The 23532-nt window shown below is 52.8% G+C and carries 20 protein-coding genes; 3 read left to right on the forward strand and 17 right to left on the reverse strand.

Features of this window, described 5'->3' with window-relative positions:
• Positions 1-417: 417 nt before the first annotated feature.
• Both EGT51_RS03490 and murB read right to left on the reverse strand, forming a co-directional pair.
• The gene (locus EGT51_RS03490) at positions 418-2550 is read right to left on the reverse strand and encodes a cation:proton antiporter (RefSeq protein ID WP_135367418.1); all 2133 of its coding nucleotides are present in this window, start codon (positions 2548-2550) and stop codon (positions 418-420) included.
• Positions 2551-2576: 26 nt separating this feature from the next.
• Positions 2577-3497, reverse strand: a complete 921-nt coding sequence (murB, locus tag EGT51_RS03495; protein ID WP_135367419.1) for a UDP-N-acetylmuramate dehydrogenase — start codon at positions 3495-3497, stop codon at positions 2577-2579.
• A 294-nt stretch (positions 3498-3791) separates the two neighbouring features.
• Here murB and EGT51_RS03500 point away from each other — a divergent pair, with 294 nt between their 5' ends.
• Both EGT51_RS03500 and EGT51_RS03505 read left to right on the forward strand, forming a co-directional pair.
• A complete protein-coding gene (locus EGT51_RS03500; protein WP_135367420.1) occupies positions 3792-4556 on the forward strand; it encodes an exodeoxyribonuclease III in 765 nt (254 codons plus the stop codon).
• 29 nt (positions 4557-4585) lie between these two features.
• Complete coding sequence (locus EGT51_RS03505) at positions 4586-5122, forward strand: 3'-5' exonuclease (protein WP_135367421.1); 537 nt, start codon at positions 4586-4588, stop codon at positions 5120-5122.
• Between the two features lie 1028 nt (positions 5123-6150).
• Here EGT51_RS03505 and EGT51_RS03510 read toward each other — a convergent pair.
• The 5 genes from EGT51_RS03510 to EGT51_RS03530 form a co-directional block, all read right to left on the reverse strand.
• Complete coding sequence (locus EGT51_RS03510; RefSeq protein WP_135367422.1) at positions 6151-7170, reverse strand: aldo/keto reductase; 1020 nt, start codon at positions 7168-7170, stop codon at positions 6151-6153.
• An 82-nt stretch (positions 7171-7252) separates the two neighbouring features.
• Positions 7253-7771, reverse strand: a complete 519-nt coding sequence (locus EGT51_RS03515; protein ID WP_135367423.1) for a GNAT family N-acetyltransferase — start codon at positions 7769-7771, stop codon at positions 7253-7255.
• On the reverse strand, positions 7768-8241 hold the full coding sequence (gene tsaE / locus EGT51_RS03520; RefSeq protein ID WP_135367424.1) for a tRNA (adenosine(37)-N6)-threonylcarbamoyltransferase complex ATPase subunit type 1 TsaE: 474 nt from the start codon (positions 8239-8241) through the stop codon (positions 7768-7770). The genes EGT51_RS03515 and tsaE overlap by 4 nt, the downstream gene beginning before the upstream one ends.
• A 127-nt stretch (positions 8242-8368) precedes the next feature.
• Positions 8369-9343, reverse strand: coding sequence for a phosphate acetyltransferase (gene pta / locus EGT51_RS03525; RefSeq protein WP_135367425.1), 975 nt, complete (start codon positions 9341-9343; stop codon positions 8369-8371).
• 47 nt (positions 9344-9390) lie between these two features.
• Positions 9391-10110, reverse strand: a complete 720-nt coding sequence (locus EGT51_RS03530; protein ID WP_135367426.1) for a uracil-DNA glycosylase — start codon at positions 10108-10110, stop codon at positions 9391-9393.
• Positions 10111-10235: 125 nt separating this feature from the next.
• On the opposite strand from EGT51_RS03530, the gene EGT51_RS03535 reads away from it, so the two are divergent.
• Positions 10236-10796, forward strand: coding sequence for an LURP-one-related/scramblase family protein (locus tag EGT51_RS03535; protein WP_135367427.1), 561 nt, complete (start codon positions 10236-10238; stop codon positions 10794-10796).
• A 396-nt stretch (positions 10797-11192) separates the two neighbouring features.
• On the opposite strand, the gene EGT51_RS03540 is transcribed toward EGT51_RS03535, so the two are convergent.
• The 10 genes from EGT51_RS03540 to tpiA form a co-directional block, all read right to left on the reverse strand.
• Positions 11193-12950: a DUF5776 domain-containing protein gene (locus EGT51_RS03540; protein ID WP_135367428.1), complete on the reverse strand. Its 1758-nt coding sequence runs from the start codon at positions 12948-12950 to the stop codon at positions 11193-11195.
• A 446-nt stretch (positions 12951-13396) separates the two neighbouring features.
• Positions 13397-14140: an amino acid ABC transporter ATP-binding protein gene (locus EGT51_RS03545; protein WP_135367429.1), complete on the reverse strand. Its 744-nt coding sequence runs from the start codon at positions 14138-14140 to the stop codon at positions 13397-13399.
• Between the two features lie 91 nt (positions 14141-14231).
• On the reverse strand, positions 14232-14705 hold the full coding sequence (smpB, locus tag EGT51_RS03550) for an SsrA-binding protein SmpB (RefSeq protein WP_125575699.1): 474 nt from the start codon (positions 14703-14705) through the stop codon (positions 14232-14234).
• 15 nt (positions 14706-14720) lie between these two features.
• A complete protein-coding gene (rnr, locus tag EGT51_RS03555) occupies positions 14721-17117 on the reverse strand; it encodes a ribonuclease R (protein WP_135367430.1) in 2397 nt (798 codons plus the stop codon).
• Between the two features lie 17 nt (positions 17118-17134).
• Positions 17135-17878, reverse strand: coding sequence for an alpha/beta hydrolase (locus EGT51_RS03560; protein WP_135367431.1), 744 nt, complete (start codon positions 17876-17878; stop codon positions 17135-17137).
• Between the two features lie 84 nt (positions 17879-17962).
• Positions 17963-18199, reverse strand: a complete 237-nt coding sequence (gene secG, locus EGT51_RS03565) for a preprotein translocase subunit SecG (RefSeq protein ID WP_125575696.1) — start codon at positions 18197-18199, stop codon at positions 17963-17965.
• Between the two features lie 95 nt (positions 18200-18294).
• Complete coding sequence (locus EGT51_RS03570) at positions 18295-19851, reverse strand: ClC family H(+)/Cl(-) exchange transporter (protein ID WP_135367432.1); 1557 nt, start codon at positions 19849-19851, stop codon at positions 18295-18297.
• Positions 19852-19912: 61 nt separating this feature from the next.
• Positions 19913-21145 carry an LPXTG cell wall anchor domain-containing protein gene (locus tag EGT51_RS03575; protein WP_135367433.1) on the reverse strand — a complete coding sequence of 411 codons (1233 nt, stop codon included), beginning with the start codon at positions 21143-21145 and terminating at the stop codon, positions 19913-19915.
• Positions 21146-21259: 114 nt separating this feature from the next.
• On the reverse strand, positions 21260-22579 hold the full coding sequence (gene eno / locus EGT51_RS03580) for a phosphopyruvate hydratase (RefSeq protein ID WP_125575693.1): 1320 nt from the start codon (positions 22577-22579) through the stop codon (positions 21260-21262).
• A gap of 107 nt (positions 22580-22686) precedes the next feature.
• On the reverse strand, positions 22687-23445 hold the full coding sequence (gene tpiA / locus EGT51_RS03585; protein ID WP_135367434.1) for a triose-phosphate isomerase: 759 nt from the start codon (positions 23443-23445) through the stop codon (positions 22687-22689).
• Positions 23446-23532: the final 87 nt, after the last annotated feature.

Genomic DNA, 23532 nt, shown 5'->3' on the forward strand with positions numbered 1-23532 from the left:
ATGGTTGAAAGCCACAAATTGGCTAAGATCATGGTTACCGTGCGACTTATGGCGTTAGGATTGACCACGTCATAGCGGCAATTGGCCGCCTACCACTCGCCGAATAAGAATTGAACGCTGGGGTGTCTCAAAGTGGCCTCATGGCTGAAACGTGCGCCAACTTGCCGGAGGCAGCCAAGGTGGAGCCAGCTGTGTCGACGGTGTTGGCTGAGGTTTTTTCTCAGCCTACACCGTGGGACGACTTGGAAGACTGGCGATTTGTGTCAGGCTTGCAAGCGAGCCGGAAGACCGTCCCTCAGGCTGCAGGCGTTCCCCAGAGCAGGCGGAATCTTGGCTGACGCAGGCTCCTGGTTTCACCAATTTTAGGTGTCAGAAAACCGTCAATCGGCCAGCTCACCCAACCGTCAGGGGCGCCAACTAGCCTTCTTCGCCGTTCAGCGACATGACCAGAACGTTTTCGGAATAGTTGACGTACTGGCGCAAATGCGAGGCCATGTTCCAGGTGATGTTGCCGGCCTCCAGTAGGTTTTGAATCCCCGTTCGTTCGGCCCCCAGTGCGCGGACCCGCAGCTTTTCGACCTGGTGTTGATACTGTTCCTCGTGGTCCGGCGCCGTTTCCGCCTTGGCCCGCTCGATACGGTTCCGATATTGGACCAGCAGGTGGTAAACAGCCTGGTTGTCAAATTGCGTTTCGTCCACGTCGGAACTGGCCAGATAATGCGACAGCGCCTTGATGGCCGCCTTGGACGTTTCACGCTCAATCAGATTGTTTTCCGCGTGCAGGCGGTCGGTGTCCTCGGAATGCAGCCAGTAGGCCGCGTTGCGGAACATGTGCTTGAAAAAGACGCGCCAGTAACGCAGGACGCTGGGCATGGTGTGACCCGTGACTTGGGTCAAGCGGCTTTCCATGTTTTCGATTCGCCGAATGGCCCCAACGTAACTGGTCTGGGTGATCTTCTCACCCTTCCGCAGTTCCTTTAACGACGCGCGTTCGCCATCTAGCGTGACCTCACGCAACTTGATTTCATCTTCCAAGACCTTCTGCATGGCCGTATCCGCCCGGTAATTCATTTCCAAGCGGCGAATGACGAACTGGTAGTCTAAAATTAGGTCGTAGGCGGCCCGCTGATTATTGGGCCGGCGCAACTCCTCGATTTTAGAGATGGCCAGGCGCATGATGTAGGCCCGTGCCTCGTCTTCGCTGATCTGCCGGACCTCTTCGTTGGGAATCTCTTCGCCGTCGACGTCCAAATCAACCTGGTTGGCATTTTCATCACTGGCACTGGCCCGCGTCTGCAAGGGTTGGCCTGACGTGGAAATCAGTGGCAAGGTCACCGTCGCGGCCACCAAACTGATGATGATGACCCCCGACGCCACGAACAACATCAATGACCGCGTCGGAAAGCTCGCGCCGGAGGCAATCGTCATGGGCACGGAAAGCACCCCGGCCATGGTGACGGCCCCCCGCACACCGGATAACCCGGACAAAATCGACATCCGCAGTCCCGGTTTATCCGCCTGTTCCTTGTGGTTGAGACGTTCAAACAGCACGTAGCCGTACGTCCACACGGTCCGAATGACCACGATGATCAGCCAGACCATAAAGGCGAAGAACAGCGCTTGCCAGGTGTTAAACTGCCCGCCCTTGATGACCTTAGACGTGGCGACCGGCAATTCGATGCCCAAAATGACGAAAACAATCCCGTTCAAGGAATAAATAATAATGTCCCAAACTTTTTCCGTCACCAATTTTAATTCGGGCGAGTCTTCCACGATACGGTTCTCCCGGGCGTGGTACAGCACACCGGCCGTCACCACGGCAATTACGCCGGAAGCGTGGGTGATCTCTTCGGTGACCAGATAAACCACAAACGGCGTGGCAATCTGCAGGACCGTGTTAAAGATCACGTCATCGATGCCTTGACGGCGTAAGATATCCATCAACAGCTGAATCGCCGTCATGAAGATCAACCCGGACAAAAAGCCAACAATACTGATGTAAAAGAAGTCGCCGACCGCGGTCCCCAGGGAGAAGGCCCCGGTTACCGTCGCTGCGATCGCGTATTTAAAGGCAATCAGGCCACTGGCATCGTTGATGAGGCTTTCCCCACTGACCAGGTGCAAGAGGCTATCCGGCAGCTTGGCTTGTTTGGAAATCGACTGCACCGCCACCGGGTCGGTCGGCGACAAAATGGCCGCCAGCGCCAGCGCCACGGTGAAGGGCATTTTTGGAATCAATTCATAAATCAGAAAGCCACCTAAAATCGTGGTCAAAAAGACCAGCCAGATGGCATTGGCAAAAATCGGCCCCCGCAATCGCCAGAGCTCGCGTCTGGGAAAGCGCCGCCCATCGTTGTACAGCAACGGGGCGATGAATAGGAGCAAGAACCAGTCCGTTTCAAGTGGCACTTCAAATTGCCAGACTAGGGCCACGATCAGCCCGAGTGCAATTTGAATCAAACTGACTGGAATAAACGTGAGGTAGTGACTGATAATATTAGAGAGCAACACTAACACGATCAACAGGATCACTGCTTCAACTATAGGCACATAAGGTTCCCCCTTTTAATTAAGACTTACTTTGAGTGTTCTGTAACGGGTGCTTCACCGATGATCCGCACTTCCGTTTCCAACTTGACTTGGTCCTTTTCCCAAATCACCGCTTGAATGTGGTGAATCAGTTCCAGGTAATCGGTGGCCGTCGCGTGGTCGATGTTGACGATGAACCCAGCGTGCTTGGTGGAAACTTGCGCGCCACCCCACTTGAGGCCTTGCAGACCAGCTTCTTGAATCAGTTGGCCGGTGTAGTGGCCGGTTGGGCGCTTGAAGACACTCCCACAAGAAGGCAGATCCAATGGCTGCTTGGCCGCCCGCCGTGCATTCAGGTCGTCCATTTGGGCTTGAATCGCTTGGCCATTCCCCGGCTTCAACGCAAAGGTCGCACTCAACACGATGTCGTTGTAGTCTTGAATCGAGCTGTGCCGGTAGCCGAAGTCAAATTCATCTTGGTTCAGCGTGCGAATCTCGCCGTCCGTGGTCAACACTTCCGCGGAGAAGGCCACTTCGCTGATCTCACCGCCGTAAGCGCCAGCGTTCATGAAGACCGCCCCACCAACACTGCCGGGAATTCCGGCCGCAAATTCCAACCCGGTCAGAGCGTGGGCCTGGGCGACCTGAGTCGTCTTGATCAGTGACGCCCCCGCTTCGGCCGTCACCGTTTGCCCGTCCGTAGTGATTTGGTTCATTTTCGTTAAAATCATGACCAGCCCCCGGATACCGCCATCGCGGACGATCAGGTTGCTGGCATTGCCCACCACCGTCACGGGCAAGTGGGATTCATTGGCATACGCCAACAGGGACTTGGTTTCTTGAATGTTTGTGGGAAAGGCCAAGTAGTCCGCTGGTCCCCCCGTTTTTGTATGGGTAAAGTGCGCTAACGGCTCGTGCCGTAAAATTTCAATTGCTGGAAAAGCCGTTGTGATATCTGCCATCATCATGTATCCTCTCGTTTCACCAAAAAATTTTCTCCGTGGCGGTCATGGATGCCGTGCACGGTTTGGGCTGGCGGGCCGTCTAACTACCGGTCTTCACCAACGAAATTGCGTATTTCTGACCTGGTTATTTTGCCAAAATGGGCGGCGCAGGCCCGTGCTGAACGCGCGTAGCCAGCCGGCTTTAGGTCAATAGTCCTATTTTACCATGAATCCGCCAACAACCGGGAATGAACGCATCAATCAAAGCAAAATCTAACATTTCTGGTATACTAAAACCAGTTAGTGGAGGTGCGAAAATTGAAATTTATTTCTTGGAACGTAAACGGGCTACGCGCAATTGTGAAAAAGAACTTTGGCGAGACCTTTCAGGACCTCGACGCCGACTTCTTCGGGGTCCAGGAAACCAAGCTGCAGGAAGGTCAAATTGATTTAGATCTACCAGGCTACTACCAATACTGGAACTACGCCGAGCGCAAGGGTTACTCCGGCACGGCGTTGTTTACCAAGCACAAGCCGCTGAACGTCATCTACGGCATTGATGCGCCCGACTTCGACCACGAAGGCCGGGCCATCACACTGGAATATCCCGACTTCTATGTGTTAACCTGTTACACACCGAATTCCGGGAGTGGCTTGAAGCGCTTGGACTTCCGGATGGGCTGGGAGAAAGCCTTTCTGGCCTTTATCCAAAAGTTAGACGCGCAGAAACCCATCATTTTCTGTGGTGACCTGAACGTGGCCCACACCGAAATTGATCTGCGTAATCCCAAGACCAATCACAAGAACGCTGGCTTTACCGATGACGAACGGGAAAAAATGACGCACCTCTTGGCGGCCGGCTTTACGGATACCTTCCGTTACTTCAATCCCGACGCCACCGACCGGTATTCCTGGTGGAGCTACCGGTTCCACGCCCGCGATAACAACGCCGGCTGGCGCATCGACTACTTCATCACCAGCAATCGGCTCCAACCACAACTGCAAAAGGCTGATATTTTAGACCAAATCATGGGGTCGGACCACTGTCCCGTTGAACTTGACGTAGACGGACTGACCGTCTAACCCCGCCATTAAGAGAGGAAGATGCTTCAGTGAACTTTGTTGCCATGGATTTTGAAACTGCGAGCGGCAAACGCTACAGTGCCTGCTCATTAGCTCTGACCATCGTCCGCGACAGCCAAGTCGTCGATGAGTTTTATTCGTTGATCAAACCGGACACGGACTTCTTATGGCGTAACGTCCAGATTCACGGCATCCACGAACGCGACGTGGCCAACGCGCCGACCTTTCCGGAAGTCTGGGAGCACGTCGCCCCCTTCTTCCAACGCGACCGGCTCGTGATTGCCCACAACGCCCCGTTTGACAACGGCGTCTTGCGCAGCAGTCTGGAGCACTACAACCTGCCGCCAGCCCGCTACCTGACGTTAGACACGGTCAAGACCAGCCAGAAGTTCTTCCCGGAATTTCCGAACCACAAGCTGGACACGGTCTGTAATGAATTAAACATCGACTTACACCACCATCACAACGCGTTGGACGACAGCCTGGCTTGCGCCAACATTCTGTTGTACGAAGCCAACCACTTCGGCACCCAACCGTTGAAGTCGTTCGTGAAGGTCACGGCTTAGCTTTAGACACATAAAACCCGTAGCTCAGCAGTAAGCAATCCTGCTGGGTTACGGGTTTTTCTGATGGTCTAAAATTGGTGGTTCTCTTAACACTGGTGCCGACTGGTCGCCTTACCGTTCACTAGAGATGAGTTGGAACGCTGAGGGCGGACGGGTCGAGCCAAAGGACGGTCTCGACACCTCGCTTTGAGCCGCAGACCACATCTCAAAGACGCCAGTTGCCTAAGCGGCATGAACCACGCCGCTAAGGCAACTCCCACGGCTGAACCCATATTTGGCGAACTCTCGGCTACGGTAGTGCTTACCAGAACCAGTCGGCTTAACCTCAGATAGTAGCTGCATTGACGACTATTCATTAATTAACACAGTGTTACTGATAGCCGTCAACTTGCTGGAGGCAACCAGGGATGGCCGCAGCTGGGGCGACGGTGTTAGCTGAGGTTTTGTCTCAGCCTACAGCGCGGGACGACTTGTGAAACTGGCGGGCTTTTCCAGGCTTTCAAGCGAACTGGAAGCCCGCTTCTCAGGCTGGAGGTGTTCCCCACCCTAGCCTGACGCAGACGCCTAGTTTCATCAATTTTAGGTGTCAGGACACCGTCATTCCTGACAACGTAGATAGAACCGGCCACTTACCGACCAACACGTATTGGTACTGAACGGACTCACGAATCGTCTTTTGCTGGCACTACCAACGACACAGCTAAACAACGTCAGGCGGAAAGTCGGGCTCACACAACGTCCCCGACAACCCACAACCTTGCCGGAGAATGCCAGGGGTGGAGCCAGCTGTGTCGACGGTGTTAGCTGGCGTTTTGGGCCAGGTTACACCGTGGGGCGACTTTGAAGACTGGCGGTTCTTGACAGGCTTCAAAGCGAGCCGGAAGACCGCTTCTCAGGCTGGAGGCGGCCCCCATAGCAGGCGGAACCCCTGGCAGGCGTAGGCGACTGGTTTAGCCAACTTGGTGGTCAGCGTGCCCACTCATCTCTAGCGAACGGTAAGGCGGACAGTAAGGCGGACAGCAAAAGCGTTAGTCCTTAGCCGACCAGTCGATGGGGGCTTGGGCGGCTAAAATGTCGTCGATGGTCTGCAGCTCGGCCGCGCTGAAGTCTAGATGCGCCAACGCCGCCACGTTGGCCACGACCTGTTCCGGCCGGCTGGCACCAATCAAGACGCTGGCGATGGCTGGCTGACGGAGGTTCCACGCCAACGCCATTTGCGCCAGGCTTTGGTTCCGGTTGGCCGCCACATCGTTGAGCCGCTTGATGGTCCCCAGCGTCTGTTCGACTTGCGCGGGATGCAGGAACGGAATGGTCGCCTTCATGGCCCGTGAATCGGCAGGAATCCCATGCAGGTATTTGTTGGTCAATAAGCCTTGGCACAGCGAACTGAAACTAACGGCCGCCTTCTTTTCCGCCGTCAGTTCGGGCAAAACGTCCGTTTCGATCTGTCGATTCAAGAGGTTGTAGCGCGGCTGGTCGATGATAAATGGTGTATGTAAGTCCCGGAAAATGCCCGCCATCACCTTGATCTGTGCACCACTGTAGTTGGACAATCCCACGTACAACGCCTTGCCGGAGCGCACCAGCTGGTCGAGCGCCAGGGCCGTCTCCTCAGGGTTGGTCTGCGGGTCGGCCCGATGACTGTAGAAAATGTCAAAATAGTCCAGCCCGGTTCGCCGTAAGCTCTGGTCAGCGCTGGCAATGATGCTCTTGCGCGACCCCCAATTGCCGTATGGCCCCGGCCACATCACGTAACCAGCCTTGCTGGCGATGACCAATTCATCCCGGTAAGGCTTCAGGTCCGTCGCCAACATTTTGCCAAAATTGGTTTCGGCACTGCCCGGTTCCGGTCCATAATTGTTCGCCAGGTCAAAATAAGTGATTCCTAAATCAAACGCCTGGTGGACGATGGCCTTTTGGGTGGCGTAGGCGTCGACGCTGCCAAAGTTGTTCCACAGTCCCAGACCAATAGCCGACAGCTTTAACCCACTGTCCCCCACGCGATTATAAAACATTTTTTGATAACGCTGTTCATTTGCTTGATACATACGGATCCTCCTCAAAAGCAAAAGTGCTTTAGGTCCAGGATACCGCTTTCATGGCCGTAAAAAAAGCCCGGTCATCACCGAGCTAGTGTTGTGCTGCAATGTGGTAGACCATTTCCACCGCCGTGACCTGTTCACCGTCATCATCGGTGACCAGCTTCGGCGGCGTGGCGGTCCGGGTAAAGCCGAGCTTTTGGTACAGTTTCATCGCCGCCACGTTGCGGGTCTGCACGATGAGACCGACCGCCTGAAGCGCACTGGCGGTTTTGGCCCAGTACAGCGCCTCGTCGACCAAGGCCGTGCCGATGCCCATGTGCCAATAGGCCTTCTCCACGGCAATGCCCAGTTCACCGACATTGCCCTGCGGCGTGGGCGTAATGGAGCACACGCCCAGTAGCTGTTTTCCCAAACTGGCCACCAGCAATAAATGCCGCGGACTTTGGGTGATTTGACTCAATTGGTCGGCCTCTTGTGCCGGCGTGATGGGGTCATCGGCGTCGGCCAGGGTAAACGTATCGCTTTCTTGTTGCAGCCGATCGAGCAGCGCTAGTAGCGGCTTGGCGTCGGCCGAATTTGGTAGGCGAATCGCGACTTCCTCACTCATTTTTGGCTATCCTCCAACTGCTGTACGATTTTTTCAAAACGGGCGCCGACTGGTTCAAACGTCAATTTGCGTTGATTCTCCCCGGCGGCGTCGTCACGTTTAAAGATGATTCGCAGGTACTGGGCGGGCAATTCATCGGCAATAAACTGTGACCATTCGATCACGTTCACGCCATCCCCGTTGAAGTACTCATCCAGCCCCAACTCATCGCCGCTCCCGTCTTCCAGGCGGTACACGTCCATGTGATACAGGGGGATGCGGCCACTCTGGTACTCCCGAATAATCGTAAAGGTCGGGCTCTTCACGTTGCGCTTAATGCCTAGGCCCAGGGCCAGCCCCTTGGTAAAGGTCGTCTTGCCGGCCCCCAGGTCCCCATCGAGTAAGATGACATCTCGTGGTTGCAGAGCGGGGGCCAATGCTTGGCCCAACGCCTTGGTTTGTTCCGGACTCGTTACGGTCGTTTCAAACATACTTGCTTTCCCCTTTAATTAGACTTTCAAACTTTTCTCAACAGACTAAATAATACCCGGACTGCTGATAAATAGCAATCCGGGTATCTTTTAATTTAACAAATCATTTGTGTCCAAGAAATGATCGTTAGAGTGATTGGGCTGCGGTAATGATAGCAACCTTGTAAACGTCCTCTTCGTTGCAGCCACGAGACAAGTCAGAAACGGGCTTGTTCAGGCCTTGCAGGATTGGGCCGATGGCTTCAAAGCCACCAAAGCGTTGGGCAATCTTGTAGCCAATGTTCCCGGATTGTAATTCTGGGAAGACAAAGACGTTGGCGTGACCGGCAACCTTGGAATCCGGTGCCTTTTGGGCCCCAACACTTGGGACGAAGGCAGCATCGAATTGTAATTCACCATCTAATGGCAAGTCAGGCGCCGTTTCGTGCGCAATCTTCGTGGCTTCTTGGACCTTGGTGACCATGTCACCCTTGGCAGAGCCCTTCGTTGAGAAGCTCAACAAAGCAACCTTCGGGTCAATGTCAAAGACTTTGGCCGTGTGGGCACTTTCAACGGCAACTTCGGCCATGCCAGCCGCGTCCAATTCGATGTTGATGGCGCAGTCGGCGAAGACGAAGCGTTGGTCACCCTTTTGCATGATGAAGGCCCCACTGATCCGGTGAACGCCTTCCTTGGTCTTAATAATTTGCAGGGCTGGCCGAACCGTGTCACCGGTGGCGTGAACGGCACCAGAAACCATGCCGTCTGCTTGGTCCATGTAGACCATCATGGTCCCGATGTAGTTCGGGTCCTTTAACATTTCAGCAGCTTGTTCTGGGGTATTCTTCCCCTTCCGCCGTGCAACCAGGGCATCTAACATCGCCTTGTGTTGGTCAGCTGGAATGGCTTCAGGGTCCAGTAAGGTCACTGGGCTCAGGTCAATGTTGTTATCCTTGGCAGTGGCTTCGATGTCGCTTTGCTTACCGAGCACCACGGATTTGATCAAGCCGTCAGCGGCTAACCGACTAGCGGCGCCTAAGACCCGAGCATCTTCTCCTTCAGGGAAAACGATGGTTTTGTGTTGTCCATTGATTTTTTGCTTAAGACTATCAAAAAGTTCCATAGATAATGACCTCCATAAAATATCCCACGAATCAATTCTCTTGCAACTTATGCTTGGTTAGATGCTGAGTGCGGCCCTTCGTCGACGGTGACGTGCTCTGGGAGCTGCCAGTCGATGGGCGTTTCACCTAATGATGTCAGTGCGATGTTGGTTTTGGAAAATGGTTTGGACCCAAAGAAGCCGCGGTAGGCGGATAACGGACTTGGATGGGGCGCCTGTAACACGATATTGGTTTGCGTATCGATCAGACTGATCTTGGACCGCGCGGCGCTACCCCACAGGATAAACACCACCGGTTCTGGCCGCGCCGATAATTTGGCAATGGCCACATCAGTCAGGCGTTCCCAGCCCTTTCCACGGTGGGAAAAGGCCTTGCCGTCCCGCACGGTCAACACGGAGTTCAACAGTAAGACGCCCTGCTTGGCCCAGCTTTCTAAATAACCGTGGTGGACGGGCTTGATGCCCAGGTCACTCTCTAGTTCCTTATAAATGTTCTGTAATGACGGCGGAATCGGCGTTCCCGGTAGAACCGAAAAGCTACAGCCGTGCGCCTGACCAGGATTGTGGTACGGGTCTTGCCCCAAGATAACCACCTTGACCTGACTAAATGGCGTCCACTCGAACGCGGTAAAAATGTGATACATGTCCGGGTAGATACGGTAGTGCTGATACTCTTCGACCAGAAATTTACGCAGCTCTTGATAGTAATCTTGCGCAAACTCGGGCTCGAGCACCGGCCACCAGTCATTATGAATAAACGGTTTCATTCCCAACACCTCGCCTTTTATTCTATCATAATGCTTGGCTAAATGATATTATCGAACGACTTCTTGTGAAACATGTTAGAATGGAACTAACGAAATGCTGGTTAGCCACGAAAAGGAGGGTCCCCATGCGTACACTGTATCTCAATCAGGCCGCGCTATCGGCCAAGGCCACGACCGTGATCCGCGATACGGACAATCAATCTCGCTATCTGTTAGTCGGCAAATGGGGACTGCGCGCCGACGTTTTATCCGTCTACACGATTGCCGGGGCCCTCGAGGCCGAGGTCAAGCAGGAATCCTTGGGGTTACTCCCCCGCTTTCGGCTGATTTACCACCGGCAAACGGTCGGCCGCGTCGCCAAGACCTTCGGCGTGATTCGCGAGGTCTTATTCGTCCGTGGGTTAAATTGGATCATCATGGGCAACTTAAACAGCGGTCATTTTAAAATTTATCATGGACGTGACTTAATTGCGACCATCGACCAGGTCAGCCAGTCCGGTGGCGGCACCATCGCTTTGGCCATCGACCAGCAGGACCACGAGGCGTTGGTGATTTGCCTAGCCGCAATTCTCGACCGTTGGGCCAAACATCAGTCCAAGGCCTTCAACCCGTTGCGCAACCACGCCTGGGCCCCCGCGGCCGGTAACATCGCCCAGTTCCACACCAACGACGACCGGCGGCGGTAACGCAACACGACTGGCGCTGGCCGCCTTACCGTTCGCTAGCTATGAGTCGGTACGCTGTGGGCGGACGGGCCGAGCCAAAGAGCGGTCTCGGCGCCTCGCTTTGAGCCGAAGAACGCGTCTCAAAGACGCCAGTTTCCTAACCGGCGTTGCCGCTAAGGAAACTCCCACGGCTGAACTCATAGCTAGCGAACTCTCGGCTACGGTAGTGAATATCCGCGACAACCAGTATAACGTCATCGGTCATCTGCCGAAAATGCTGACCGACGGCACGATTCGATCTCCTGATTGTCGGTGTCTTCAACCACTATCGCATCTATCATTCAAAAATCTCGCAAACAAATAACCATCCAACCAGACCTAACGTCTAGCTGGATGGTTATTTTTAAATGACATTTTTTACGGCACAATCACCAATTTCTTATTGGCGGAAACGTACTGGCCGTTGGTCAACTGGAAGCGGGTGGTCTTGTTGTGAGACACGATCTTCTTGACCTTGAGCACTTGGCCCTTACGGTAATGCTTGACCTTAGTCTTCAGTGACTTTTGCCGGTAGCCGTTGAGCCCGGATGCCAGTACCTTGATCTTGGCTTGCTTCTTCACGTAGTAAACCGGTGCGACATAGCTGGTCTTGGCCGTGATGTACCCGGTCTTCCCAGCCGTCTTTGAGTGGTGGTTCACATCACGGACCTTGTAGCGCAGATTGCCCTGCTTGGATTCGGCGATACCGGTCACCACAAACATTGGCCGCTTAGTCCGCTTTTGTTTGCTGTACCAATGCTTAACGGTCTTCTTACTAAAGTTCTTCCCGGAATACAGCCCAATCTTCTTGGTGGCATAGACCACGCTGGCCACTGGCGCAACGCCCGCCGCGCTACCACCGGACGATAAGTCGCGTTGGTAATGGAAGGTGATTGTTTGCGCCCAATCGGTAAACGTCCCGGTGGCCGCGCCTTCCGTCCGGCTCAGCCGGTAACCCGCAAAGGTCAACTGGTTGGCTTGATAGGTCTCACCCACGTTACCGGTTAAGACCTGGTCATCGGCTAGTTGTTGCCCCTGACCGTCCAGATAACGGACCGTCACCGGCTGGGCTTGACTGACGGTTGGCGGTGTAATTGGTGGCGTCGTGGGTTCGACGACCCGATTGACGGGTTGCCAGACATAGGTCTCAACCTCGGTAGGATTGTCTTTGCCATTGTACAAATCAGTAATGGCTTTACCCGTCTCAAACACTTGGCCTAACGGATTCTGGAGAGTTCCCGACCCGACCGCTTGCCATAAGCCGGTAAATTCACCTGGTGTTTCCGGAGCGTTGTTTAAATGCGGATTAGACACCCAGCGGCCATCCGGGCCTAGCGTAAGTTGTTGAATGTGATTCGTATCTGCAAAATTAAACATCGCGTATCCGGCAAAGCCAGCTGGTGGTGCAAATTTTTCTAAATTAAGTTTCACAACACCTGAATTTGCGAACATGAACCCCACATTGTTCACATTATTGAACGTCCCATTTTTAAAGTCAATTTCAGTTAAATTTGTTGTTCCCGAAAACATTGTGGAAGCACTATCAACATTATCTGTATTAAAATTAGACACGTCCAGATCTACCAATGATGACGCTCCACCAAACATCCCAAACATTTGCGTCACCTGACTCGTATCAAAGTTAGAGACATCCAGGCTGGTCACTGCACTATCCTGATAAAACATACTGTGCATATCCGTCGCCGCAGAAGTATCCAACTGATTCAAGTTTACAAATTCTTGGACATTCGGCATTTCACTGAAAAGGGCCCCAGCATTAGCCGCAGTTTTAACCGTTCCATCAAGAATAACCCGCTTGACTAACTTTCCAACTGCCATGGTCTCCGTCTCAGTAGGGTCGCTTATTCCTTGCTTCAACGCAATTTGGGTGTTGAACTGCCCAATATTATCCATATTCATTGCTGTATCCGGCAAAGTCCCTGCCCCTAAATGCAAGTCCCCCGCCGTCGTCAAATACCAGTGAACAGTGCCATAGTCGCCTTGATACTGAATCTCATCGGTCGCTGCGGCCTTAGCAGTGATGACGGCCGGTTGGTGCGGCGTGATCACTTGACTGACCGGTTGACCCATGCCAATCGTTAATCCTAAAAGTAGTGTTGCTGCTTGCCATTTCATGGTTAGCCCCCCTCAACGTGTAGCGATTTACCTTGCAGCGTCTCACCGTGACAGTAAGCGCTTTAAAAAAAGTGGATGTGCGCAGCGGTTGCCGCCTAGTCAATGTCTAACAACCGTCTTCTATTCTGCTGGTGCTAGTGTCAATTTCCTTATCGTCCTTAACAAATGTCAGTTGTCTCGGTTGATGAAAGTTAATCTGTATACTAGTTACCATATTCACCTGTCATATAATAGCACGATTCATTAACATTTCCAACTACTTTTACTCGCAATTTTTATCAAGTGATAATATTGAGGCTAACCAGCGGCCAAGACTCCCGTCACCAGTGGATTCACGGTTTTTTCGGTTAACTAAAAAAACACATCCGAGACGATTGTCTCAGACGTGTTCCTACCACAGATTCACTTAACTGCAGCAGTCACTCATACCACCGCTGTCGGCCTTTTTACACGTTCAACACCTTATTCAAGAATTCCCGTGTCCGCGGATTCTGCGGGTGGTCGAACACCTCACTGGGGGTCCCCGCCTCTTGGATGATGCCATCATCCATGAAGGCGACCCGGTCAGCCACGTTCTTGGCGAAGCCCATTTCGTGGGTCACGACCACCATCGTCATCCCGCCTTCGGCCAAATCCTGCATGACCTGCAAGACATCCCCGACCATTTCGGGGTCCAGTGCCGACGTGGGTTCGTCAAACAACATGATCTCGGGCTCCATGGCCAGCGCTCGGGCAATGGCGACCCGTTGCTGTTGCCCACCGGATAAGGAATGCGGCATTGCGTCGGCTTTGTCCGCCAACCCCACCTGCGCCAGCAACTTCTCGGCCCGCACTTTCGCGTCCGCCTTGCTCAAGCCCTTCAGTTGCACGGGACCCAGCGTGACGTTTTGCAAGACCGATAAGTGGGGAAACAGATTGAAATGTTGAAAGACCATGCCAATGTTCTCCCGAATCTGGTTCAAATCGACCTTGGGGTCACCAACCCGTTGGCCTTCCACCAGGACCGTGCCACTCGTGACCTTTTCCAGCCCGTTCAAGCAGCGTAAAAAGGTACTCTTCCCGGAACCCGATGGTCCAATCAAACACAGCACTTCTTGGGATTGCACGCTGAGATCAATGCCCTTCAAAACCTCGTTGTCACCAAACGCCTTGTGCAGGTCCGTTACTTGAATCTTTGGTGTTGTTGTCATCCTAATTAACCTCCCAAAATACCAATTCCTATTTTTATGTAAAAAGAGGGTAGCCGAACTAACCAAGTTCAACTATCCCCTCCGTTTTTGACTAGTAACGCTTCATGACCCGCGCAATTTGACGGTCTTGTTCCCGTCGTTTAATGGTCTCACGCTTGTCGTATTCTCGTTTCCCGTGGGCGACGCCAATCAACACTTTGGCAAACCCGTGCTTCAGGTACATCCGCAACGGAATCAGGGTGACCCCTTTGTCCATCGTAGCTTGTCCCAAACGCCGGATTTCCTTCTTGTGCAACAATAGCTTCCGGTTACGCAACGGATCGTGATTGAACCGATTGCCCTGCACATACTCACTGATGTGCACGTTCATCAACCAGGCCTCGTTGTTGCGCACTTGGGCGAAGCCGTCTTGCAGATTAACGCGCCGGGCGCGCAGTGACTTGATCTCGGTCCCGGTCAAGACGATCCCCGCCTCGATCGTATCCGTGACCGCATAGTCGTGTCGCGCCTTGCGGTTTTGAGCTAAAACGTTATCTGGTGTTTTCTTGGTCTTTTTCTTCGCCAAGTTCAGTCACCTCGCTTAGTGCCGATCACCTTGTGAATTGTTGCGGTGTTGGCCGCCACCGTGGTTGTTGCCGCGGTGCTGGTTGTTGCCGCGTGAATTCGTTGATCGTTGATTCCCGTTGCGGTGGTTGCCACCGTTCCGGTTACCCCCACCATGGTTGTTGTTCCCATGGTTATTGTTGTTCCGCCCGTGGAAATTACCGCCACGTGACCGGTGTTCGCGGTGTGGCAATAAGTCACTGGTTGGGGCACTTTCTGGATTCAATAAATCAAAGTCGATTTCACTTTGTTCCTTGTCGACGTGAACGACCTTGACCCGAATCTCTTGACCGATCCGGTACGTCCGCCGCGTATTGCGCCCGACTAAGGCCAGGTACTTTTCGACGTATTCGTAGTAATCGTCCTTCATTCGGCTGATGTGAATCAACCCTTCGATGGTGTTTGGCAATTCGACAAACATCCCGAACTTCATGACGGAACTAACGACGGCGTCAAATTCTTCGCCGACGTGGTCAGCCATGTATTCAGCCATCTTCATGTCGTTGGTATCCCGTTCAGCGTCGATCGAGCGCCGTTCCATTTCAGACGTGTGGACCCCGATTTCTTCCAGGATCGGCGCAAATTTTTCTTTGCTAGCCTGGCCGGTACCGTGGTCTTCGTAGTAATGGATCATCCGGTGCACCATGGTATCTGGGTACCGCCGAATTGGTGACGTAAAGTGGGTGTAGAATTCCGCACCCAACCCAAAGTGACCTAAGGATTGATCAGCGTAACGCGCCTGCTTGAGGCTCCGCAACATCATCACGGAAACCATGGCTTCTTCCGGCTTACCAGCAACTTGCTTTAAGATGCCTTGTAACATCTTTGGCCGCAAATGATTCGGATCGCCCTTAACGTTGATCCCGAAGGCCGTTAAGAATTCGAAGAAGCTGCGAACCCGGTCGCCATCTGGCGTTTCGTGGACCCGGTATAAGAATGGGACCTTGGCGCGGAAGTAGTGTTCCGCTACGGTTTCGTTGGCCGCCAACATGAAGGATTCAATCATCCGTTCTGCCACACCACGCGTCCGCAATTTCACGTCAATGGCGTGACCCTTGTCGTCGACGATGATTTCGGCTTCGCGGTCGTCAAAATCAATGGCCCCACGCCGCTTCCGGTGCTTGACCAAGATCTTGTGCAACTCGCCCATGGCTTCAAACATTGGTACGAGGGACTTGTAACGGTCCATCGTAACGGGGTCGTGGGCTTCCAAGATTTGGTTAACGGCAGTATAGGTCATCCGCGCCTTGGAACGCATGACAGATGGGTGGATCCGGTGCTTGACCACGTTCCCGGATTCATCGATTTCCATGTCACAGCTCATGCACAACCGCAATTCGCCCTCGTTTAAGGAACAAATGCCGTTGGACAGACGCCGTGGCAACATGGGAATCACCCGGTCGGTCAAGTAGACACTGGTCCCCCGTTTGTAGGCCTCCTTGTCCAGGATGGAATCTTCCTTGACGTAGTGGGAAACGTCGGCAATGTGGACCCCTAAGTGGTAGTTGCCATTCGGTAATTTCCACACCGTAACGGCGTCATCCAAGTCTTTAGATGACTCGCCATCAATGGTGACCAGGTCTTGGTCAGTGATGTCTTCACGACCGGCCATTTCTTCTGGCAAGACGTGATCCGGAATCTCATCGGCGGCCTGCATGACCTCTTCAGGGAATTCGGATGGGATGTTGTGTTGGTACACGATTTGTAAAATATCGATTCCGGGGTCATCCACACTCCCGATGACCTGCTTGGCGATCCCCACCATGGCGTCGGGATGTTCAGCGCTCGGGTATTCGGTGATTTCTGCGGTCACCACTTCACCCGGTGTGGGGTTCAACCCAACGGCAGTCACGTAGAACTTGTACTTCATGACCTTCTTGTCAGTCAAGCGTACTTGGCCTAGGTAGCCGTTGTCATCATCAGTCTTGAAAAATTCACCGACGACTTGTTCGTAGTGGTGTTCCACAATTTCGGTGACCTTACCTTCAGGCCCCTTGCCACTGCGCGGATCACCCGCCCGAATGATTTCAATCTTAACGGTATCGCCATTCAATGCCCGCAACGTGTTGTCGGGTGCAATATAAGCGTCCGGTTCGATCTTGTTTTCGTCATATGCCACGAAACCAAAGCCCTTGTCATTGCCGTGGAAAATCCCGGTCAAGACCCGTTGGCTAGGGTCCAATTGGAAATGCCCGTGGTCGGTCACTTGGACCAGCCCGTCACGTTCCAACTGCGCTAACTCCTGCACGATCAGCTTGAAAGCCGCTGAACCGTGGTAATGGAGTGCGTCAGAAATGTCTTCTACTGTGTAGCTTTGTTCCGAATGCGCCCGGAAGAAAGCTGTTAAGTCTGTTTTCAATGTATTATCTTGCACTATCGATTCCTCGTTATTTAAAAGATTGTTTGGAGATAAGCTAAAATGTCCGTTTCTAAGTCGTGGTGCGCCGAATTGACCGTCAAGACGTGCCCGGCACCGGCGTACTCATGAAAATCTGTTTGATTGGCCGGATAGGCGTCCGCTAACCACTGACCCGAACGGGGGTCGATCATGCGATCTTGGTCCCCTTGGGCAATGAAGACGCGTTGCTTGATCCGGTCTAAATGGGTCGCTGTCGTGTCCGTAAACGCTTGGATCGCCGTCAGTTGGGCATCCAAGTGGTCCTTTAACCAGGCCACCCGTTGCGCTTGGTCAGCGCCAGTAATGTTTTGCTCCCGGTAAGTTGCCTGCGCCATTTGAATGAACGACGCCGGTACGTTGGTCTGTCCCCGGAAGATGACGGGGGAGGCAATCGTCCCACCACCCAACAACTCTGGGTATTCCTGCAGGGCCCGGGTCGCAAAGAGCCCGCCGAGCGACAAACCAAAGATGGCGATCCGCTGATAGCCACTTTGCCGCAACTTGGCAATGGCGGCTTGCGTATCCTGCCACCACTGCTTGGGCGACCCTAACCGCAAAATGTCGGCGGGGTCCCCGGTCGCGTGGCCGGTAAAGATGGGCGCCAGCACGGTGTAATTTTCGCTCTGTAAGCGCCGCGCCAGGATGCGCATGTCATTGGAACTTCCGGAATAAGCGTGCAGTAAGATCACTGCGTTAGGCCCCTCTTCAAAGAAGAGCGGGGCTGGTTTTCGAATCATGTAAAACCACCACTTTCCGCAATATTAACATTATTCTGTAAAAAAGCCCCCTGTACCGAAAAACAGGAGGGCCTACATTTTACTCTAGTGTGAAGATAGATAAACTAAAGCCATTGCCAGCCCAAAGAACAGGGCGCCTAAAACAACTGTGACCTTTTGCATGAAAGCTTCAAACCCACGGGGCTTGGCCTTAGCAAATAAATCATCCGCACCACCAGATAAAGCGGATAATGCGTCGTTCGTTTTGGCTGGTTGCATCATGACTGCGATGATGATCAACACAGCGACAATTAAGATACAGGTCATTAAAAAGTTATACACGAATTTGCCTCCTACCTATCGAATAGGTCTAATAGGTCTAACTATACCTTACCAATTTATCATAGTCGGCCACTTTTTACCAGCCCCCCGCTCACCTAATCGGGCAATTGCCCCGAAGAATCGTTTAAGTGGGTAAGCTGTTGGCGGACGTAAGCACGATTATTTTGGTAGGTAAAAATCACCAACATGTCGCCGGCACGCAAGATGGTGTCGCCATGAGGAATCACGGCGCGCTCACCGCGGCGAACGCTCACCAGTAATGACCCGGTTGGCCACACAATGTCGCGCACCTGCTTGCCGACCAGGTCGGTGCCCTCGTTGACCGCAAATTCGATTCGGTCGGTCGGCCCCACGTCCTTGGCTTGGGCGGGCTTGACCATCTGTTCCAGCATGGCTTCATAGATTGGCGCACCGCCCAGCACGTCGACCGTGATGTAGGCTACGATGGCAACGACAGCCAGCGGCATCAGGTGATGCAAGGTCCCGACCATTTCCGTAATCAACAGGATCGCGGTAAATGGCGCCTTGGAAATCCCCGCAAAGTAGCCGGCCATGGCGTAGATGATCAGGTTCGCCACGTAAATTTGTGGCAACCAGCCCACGGCCACGAAGAGTCGTGCCCCAATGGCGCCCAGTAAGGCTCCCAACGCCAGGATCGGCAAGAAGATGCCCCCGGGAAGCCCGGAGCTATAGCTGATGGTCGAAAAGCAGAACCGTAAGATAAAGTAGCCAATCAACGGCAACAGCAGCGGTGTATGCTTGGCAAACAGCACGATCATGCCGTTCCCACCGCCCAAGGCGACGGGCCACAACAGGCCAATCGGGATGACCAACAGAAATGGGATGATGCCGTCCAGGTGTTTTGGCAACCAAGTAATTTTAGCGTACCAGCTGGCCCCGTTCAAGGTCGCCCATTGATAGACGTACCCCAGTAAACCTAGTCCGATACCTAGCAGCAATAACAACCCATAGTAGTGCAATGGCAGCGCGCTTTGATAAGTAATGTGCAGCACTGGGGTCAGGCCAAAGACTTCGTTAGAGACGAAATTAGCCACCACAGCGCTGGTCAATGACGTCAGCCAAACCAACGTCGAGAAATTATGATAAACCTCTTCTAGGATGAAAAGGGTCGAAGCGATGGGCGCGTTGAAGGCCGCTGACAGCCCGGCAGCCGCCCCACCGGCAATCAGTAAGCGGCGTTGGCTTCCCTTGAACCGGAAGCCTTCAGCGACCCCTTGAGCGACAGTCCCGCCCAATTGAATCGACGGTCCTTCCCGGCCTAAGAACAGCCCGGCGCCAATGCCCAGGATACCACTGACAAACTTCTTCCACAGGACTGGCCACCAGGCGTAATCCAGTTCACCAGCCAGCTGGCCTTCGACTTGGGGAATCCCCGAGCCCTTGATCATCGGTGTTTGCTTGGTCCAATGCCCAATTAAGACCGCGATGGCCACCAGCAACAAGGCCCAGGGAATCAGCCACAGTGGATTTTGGCCAAACCAGCCGTATAGGCTTTGCATCAATTTGAGTAAATGTTCGATAGCTAACCGAAACGTGCTCACGACGGCCCCGGCCAATAACCCCACGATACTTCCAAAGAAGATGGCGCTGAGTCGGGTAAAATCATGTTGGGTCCGTTGCTTTCGTTTCATTAGGCGATTCCTCCACAGTTTTTAAAGTCTAAATACCAGTGTAGCACAGTTTGGCACAGACCTACTGATGAATTCGCCGGTTACGCCAAATTCCGGTAAAACTGAGGAGCAGACTGCCGATAACAACGGCCGGCCAGTTGGAACGATCGTTGGTTTGGGGCAGACGCTTAGCAGCTGACGACGCCTTTGCTGGCGACTTGGTCGGAGCCGATGCCGCTGAGGGCTGATTAGCCGCATGGGCCGCCTGGTGATGATAGTCAGTCGCTGGGCTGGTATGCGGGTGAGCGGTCGCCTGAGACGGTGTAGTGGCCGTGTCGGCTGCGGTATCCGGCGCCGCCTCCCACAAGTCTACCGCCGAATGATGTGCCCATGGCCGTGGTTTGGTAACGGCTGGCAGGTTGGTGGTCAGCGACTGGTGCGTTGGGTTGCTTGGACTCGCTGACGGTGCCGGGTGTGAAATGACCGGTTGAGTGGGTAGCGTTGGCGTTGCCGGTTGAGGTGTTGGTGCAGTTGGCAATGGCGGCTTGCTTGGTTGTGGCTGATGTGTTGGTGCAGTTGGTAGCGCCGGCTTGCTTGGTTGTGGCTTTGGTGGATTCGGCGCTGGTTGTGGATTAGGAACTGCTGGTGTTGGATCTGTCGGCTGTGGTCGGTCGCCGCCAGGCGCTGGTTGTGGCTTGGTACTTGGTGCAGGAGTTGGCTTACCCGGTTGTGGTTGAGGCAAGTCTGGCTTCGATGGTAGTGCAGGATGACTCGGCTTCTGCACACTTGAATTTACCTCAGGCACAGGTTTGACTACGATTTGGCGACGTTCCTTAGGCATTAACACAATCTGATTCTGTTGTTTGGAGTCAACTAATTCGTATCCTTTTGGAGGTGTTAGGTCAGCAACACCACCCAAAGTCAATTTTCCACCTGCTTGTCTTGTACTAACTAAAACGCCCTCTAAATTTACAAAATGTAAATCAATAGTTGCCAATACACTTCTTCCGTCATAACTTACTTTCACTCCCACTGGTTTCTTAGCCGGATAATTTTGTCCATTGAATTTAAACGCAGAAAGTTCAGTTAATGCCAAAATCGGATCCCCTGGTCTAACTGATTGTTGTCTTCTAAACCAGTTAGTCTCTCTATATGATCCATCTTCATCAATTCCACGAATGACGTGTTGTACGCTAACATTAGTGGATGGTTGCGGGATATCATCTCCAGAGGCCAAAGCCGAAACCGACCCCATCCCCAAAGAAACGCCCGTCATCACCAATACAACTATGCGCATGTGCTTCAAAATTTTCATGGTCCATTCCCCCTCGTTTTCAATCAACTCCGTAGAAAATGGCCGAAAATTTTATTTTTCCGAAAAAAAGAAGCAAGCCCATCACTGGACCTGCTTCTCAGTATTCACATTTAATTACTTGTTAACGATGGCCAAACGTGCGTCTTCGTTCAAGTTGTAGAAGGAGTGAATCCCCTTGTATTCGGAAGTCTTACCTAATTGGTCTTCGATCCGCATTAATTGGTTGTACTTAGCGATCCGTTCGCCACGGCTCATTGAACCAGTCTTGATTTGGCCAGCGTTTAAGGCCACAACCAAGTCAGCGATCGTCGTGTCTTCAGTTTCACCAGAACGGTGAGAGATAACGGCCGTGTAACCAGCTTGCTTAGCCATTTCAACGGCTTCAACAGTTTCAGTCAAAGTCCCGATTTGGTTCAACTTGATTAAGATAGAGTTGGCAACGCCCATCTTGATCCCCTTAGCCAAGTAGTCCGTGTTCGTAACGAACAAGTCGTCACCAACGATTTGAACCTTCTTGCCCAAGCGTTCAGTAGCCATTTGCCAGTCTTCCCATTCGTTTTCATCCAGAGGATCTTCGATGGAAACAACTGGGTACTTGTCAACGATGCTTTCCAGCAAGCTAACAAATTCTTCAGCAGTGTATTCCTTGCCGTCACCCTTAAGTTCGTATTTCTTGGTGTCAGCGTTGTAGAATTCTGATGAGGCACAGTCAAAGGCGATAGCAACGTCCTTACCAGGTACGTAGCCGGCGTTCTTGATGGCTTCAACTAAGATTTCGAATGGTTCTTCGTTGTTCTTCAGGTCAGGTGCAAACCCACCTTCATCACCAACGGCAGTGGAGTAGCCCTTTTCGTTCAACAAGTTCTTCAAGTTGTGGAACGTTTCTGAACCCATCCGGATAGCTTCCTTGACGGTCTTGGCACCAACAGGCATGATCATGAATTCTTGGAAATCAACCTTGTTGTTGGCGTGCTTCCCACCGTTGATGACGTTCATCATTGGCGTAGGAAGGACGTGACCATTGAACCCGCCTAAGTAGTTGTACAAAGGTTGGCCCAATTCGTCAGCAGCGGCCCGGGCAGCAGCTAAGGAAACACCCAAGATGGCGTTAGCACCTAACTTACCCTTGTTTGGCGTACCGTCCAAGTCGATCATGGCTTGGTCAATGGCACGTTGGTCGGTAACATCGTAGCCAACGATTTCCTTGGCGATGATGTTGTTTACGTTGTCAACAGCCTTAGTAACACCCTTACCCATGAAACGACTCTTGTCGCCATCACGAAGTTCAACGGCTTCGTGTTCACCGGTTGAGGCACCAGAAGGAACGATTCCCCGGCCCATTGCCCCGGCTTCAGTGTAAAGTTCAACTTCGACAGTTGGGTTACCACGAGAATCTAAGACTTCGCGTGCGTAAATATCAGAAATAATAGACATTTTTTGTATTCTCTCCTTATGAGTGTTTGGCTTCACGGGAACAAACAACAATCCCATGTTTCATTCTATAAGTTTACCATTGAACTTTCAATTATATTTTGCCCGAATTACAAATTTTGATAGTTCGCCAGCTTAATGAAAGAGTTTTCATCTAAACTGGACCCGCCAGCGAGGACGCCGTCAACATTATCCTTGGCCATCAGGCCGACAATGTTGTCAGGTTTCACGCTGCCACCATACAAAATTCGCACGCCGTTAGCTAATTCATCCGAATAGATGTCAGCCAACGTCTGGCGGATCAGGTAACACCCTTCTTCGGCTTGGTCCGTCGAAGCAGAGGTCCCACTGCCAATCGCCCAGCTTGGTTCATAAGCAATGACGACCTTGGCAGCGTCAGCAGAACTGACACCCTTGAGGGCCGCTGTAACTTGGTTGACGACCCAGTGAATCTTCTCACCAGACTCGCGCCGCCCCATGGTTTCGTCACAACAAACGATGGGCGTCATGCCATTGCGAAAAGCCGCTTGGACTTTCCGGTTAATGACATCGTCGGTCTCGTTGAAGTAACGGCGCCGTTCGGAGTGGCCCACGATGGTGTAAGGGATCCCCATCGCGTGTAGGGCCTTGGGGCTGGTTTCTCCCGTATAGGCACCCTCGTCTTCGTAGTAACAAGCCTCAGCACCAATCCGCAGAATATTTTCCCGGTTGGCATCTAACATGGTCTGTAAAAATAACGCTGGTGCGGCAATCGCCGTTTCCACGACGTCCGCAGCCGGTAATTTCCCCTGCACAGCTTCCACGAAACTGCGCGCTTCCGTTACCGTTTTGTTCATTTTCCAGTTCCCAGCAATGAGTGGTATCCGCAACCTAATCCACCCTTTCTAAAAATAAATTGACTACGTTCATCATCTTACCGAATTCCCGCTAGATAAGCCAGCGAAAACCCTTACCGA

The sequence above is a fragment of the Levilactobacillus suantsaiihabitans genome (assembly GCF_004745505.1).
Lineage (GTDB): Bacteria > Bacillota > Bacilli > Lactobacillales > Lactobacillaceae > Levilactobacillus > Levilactobacillus suantsaiihabitans.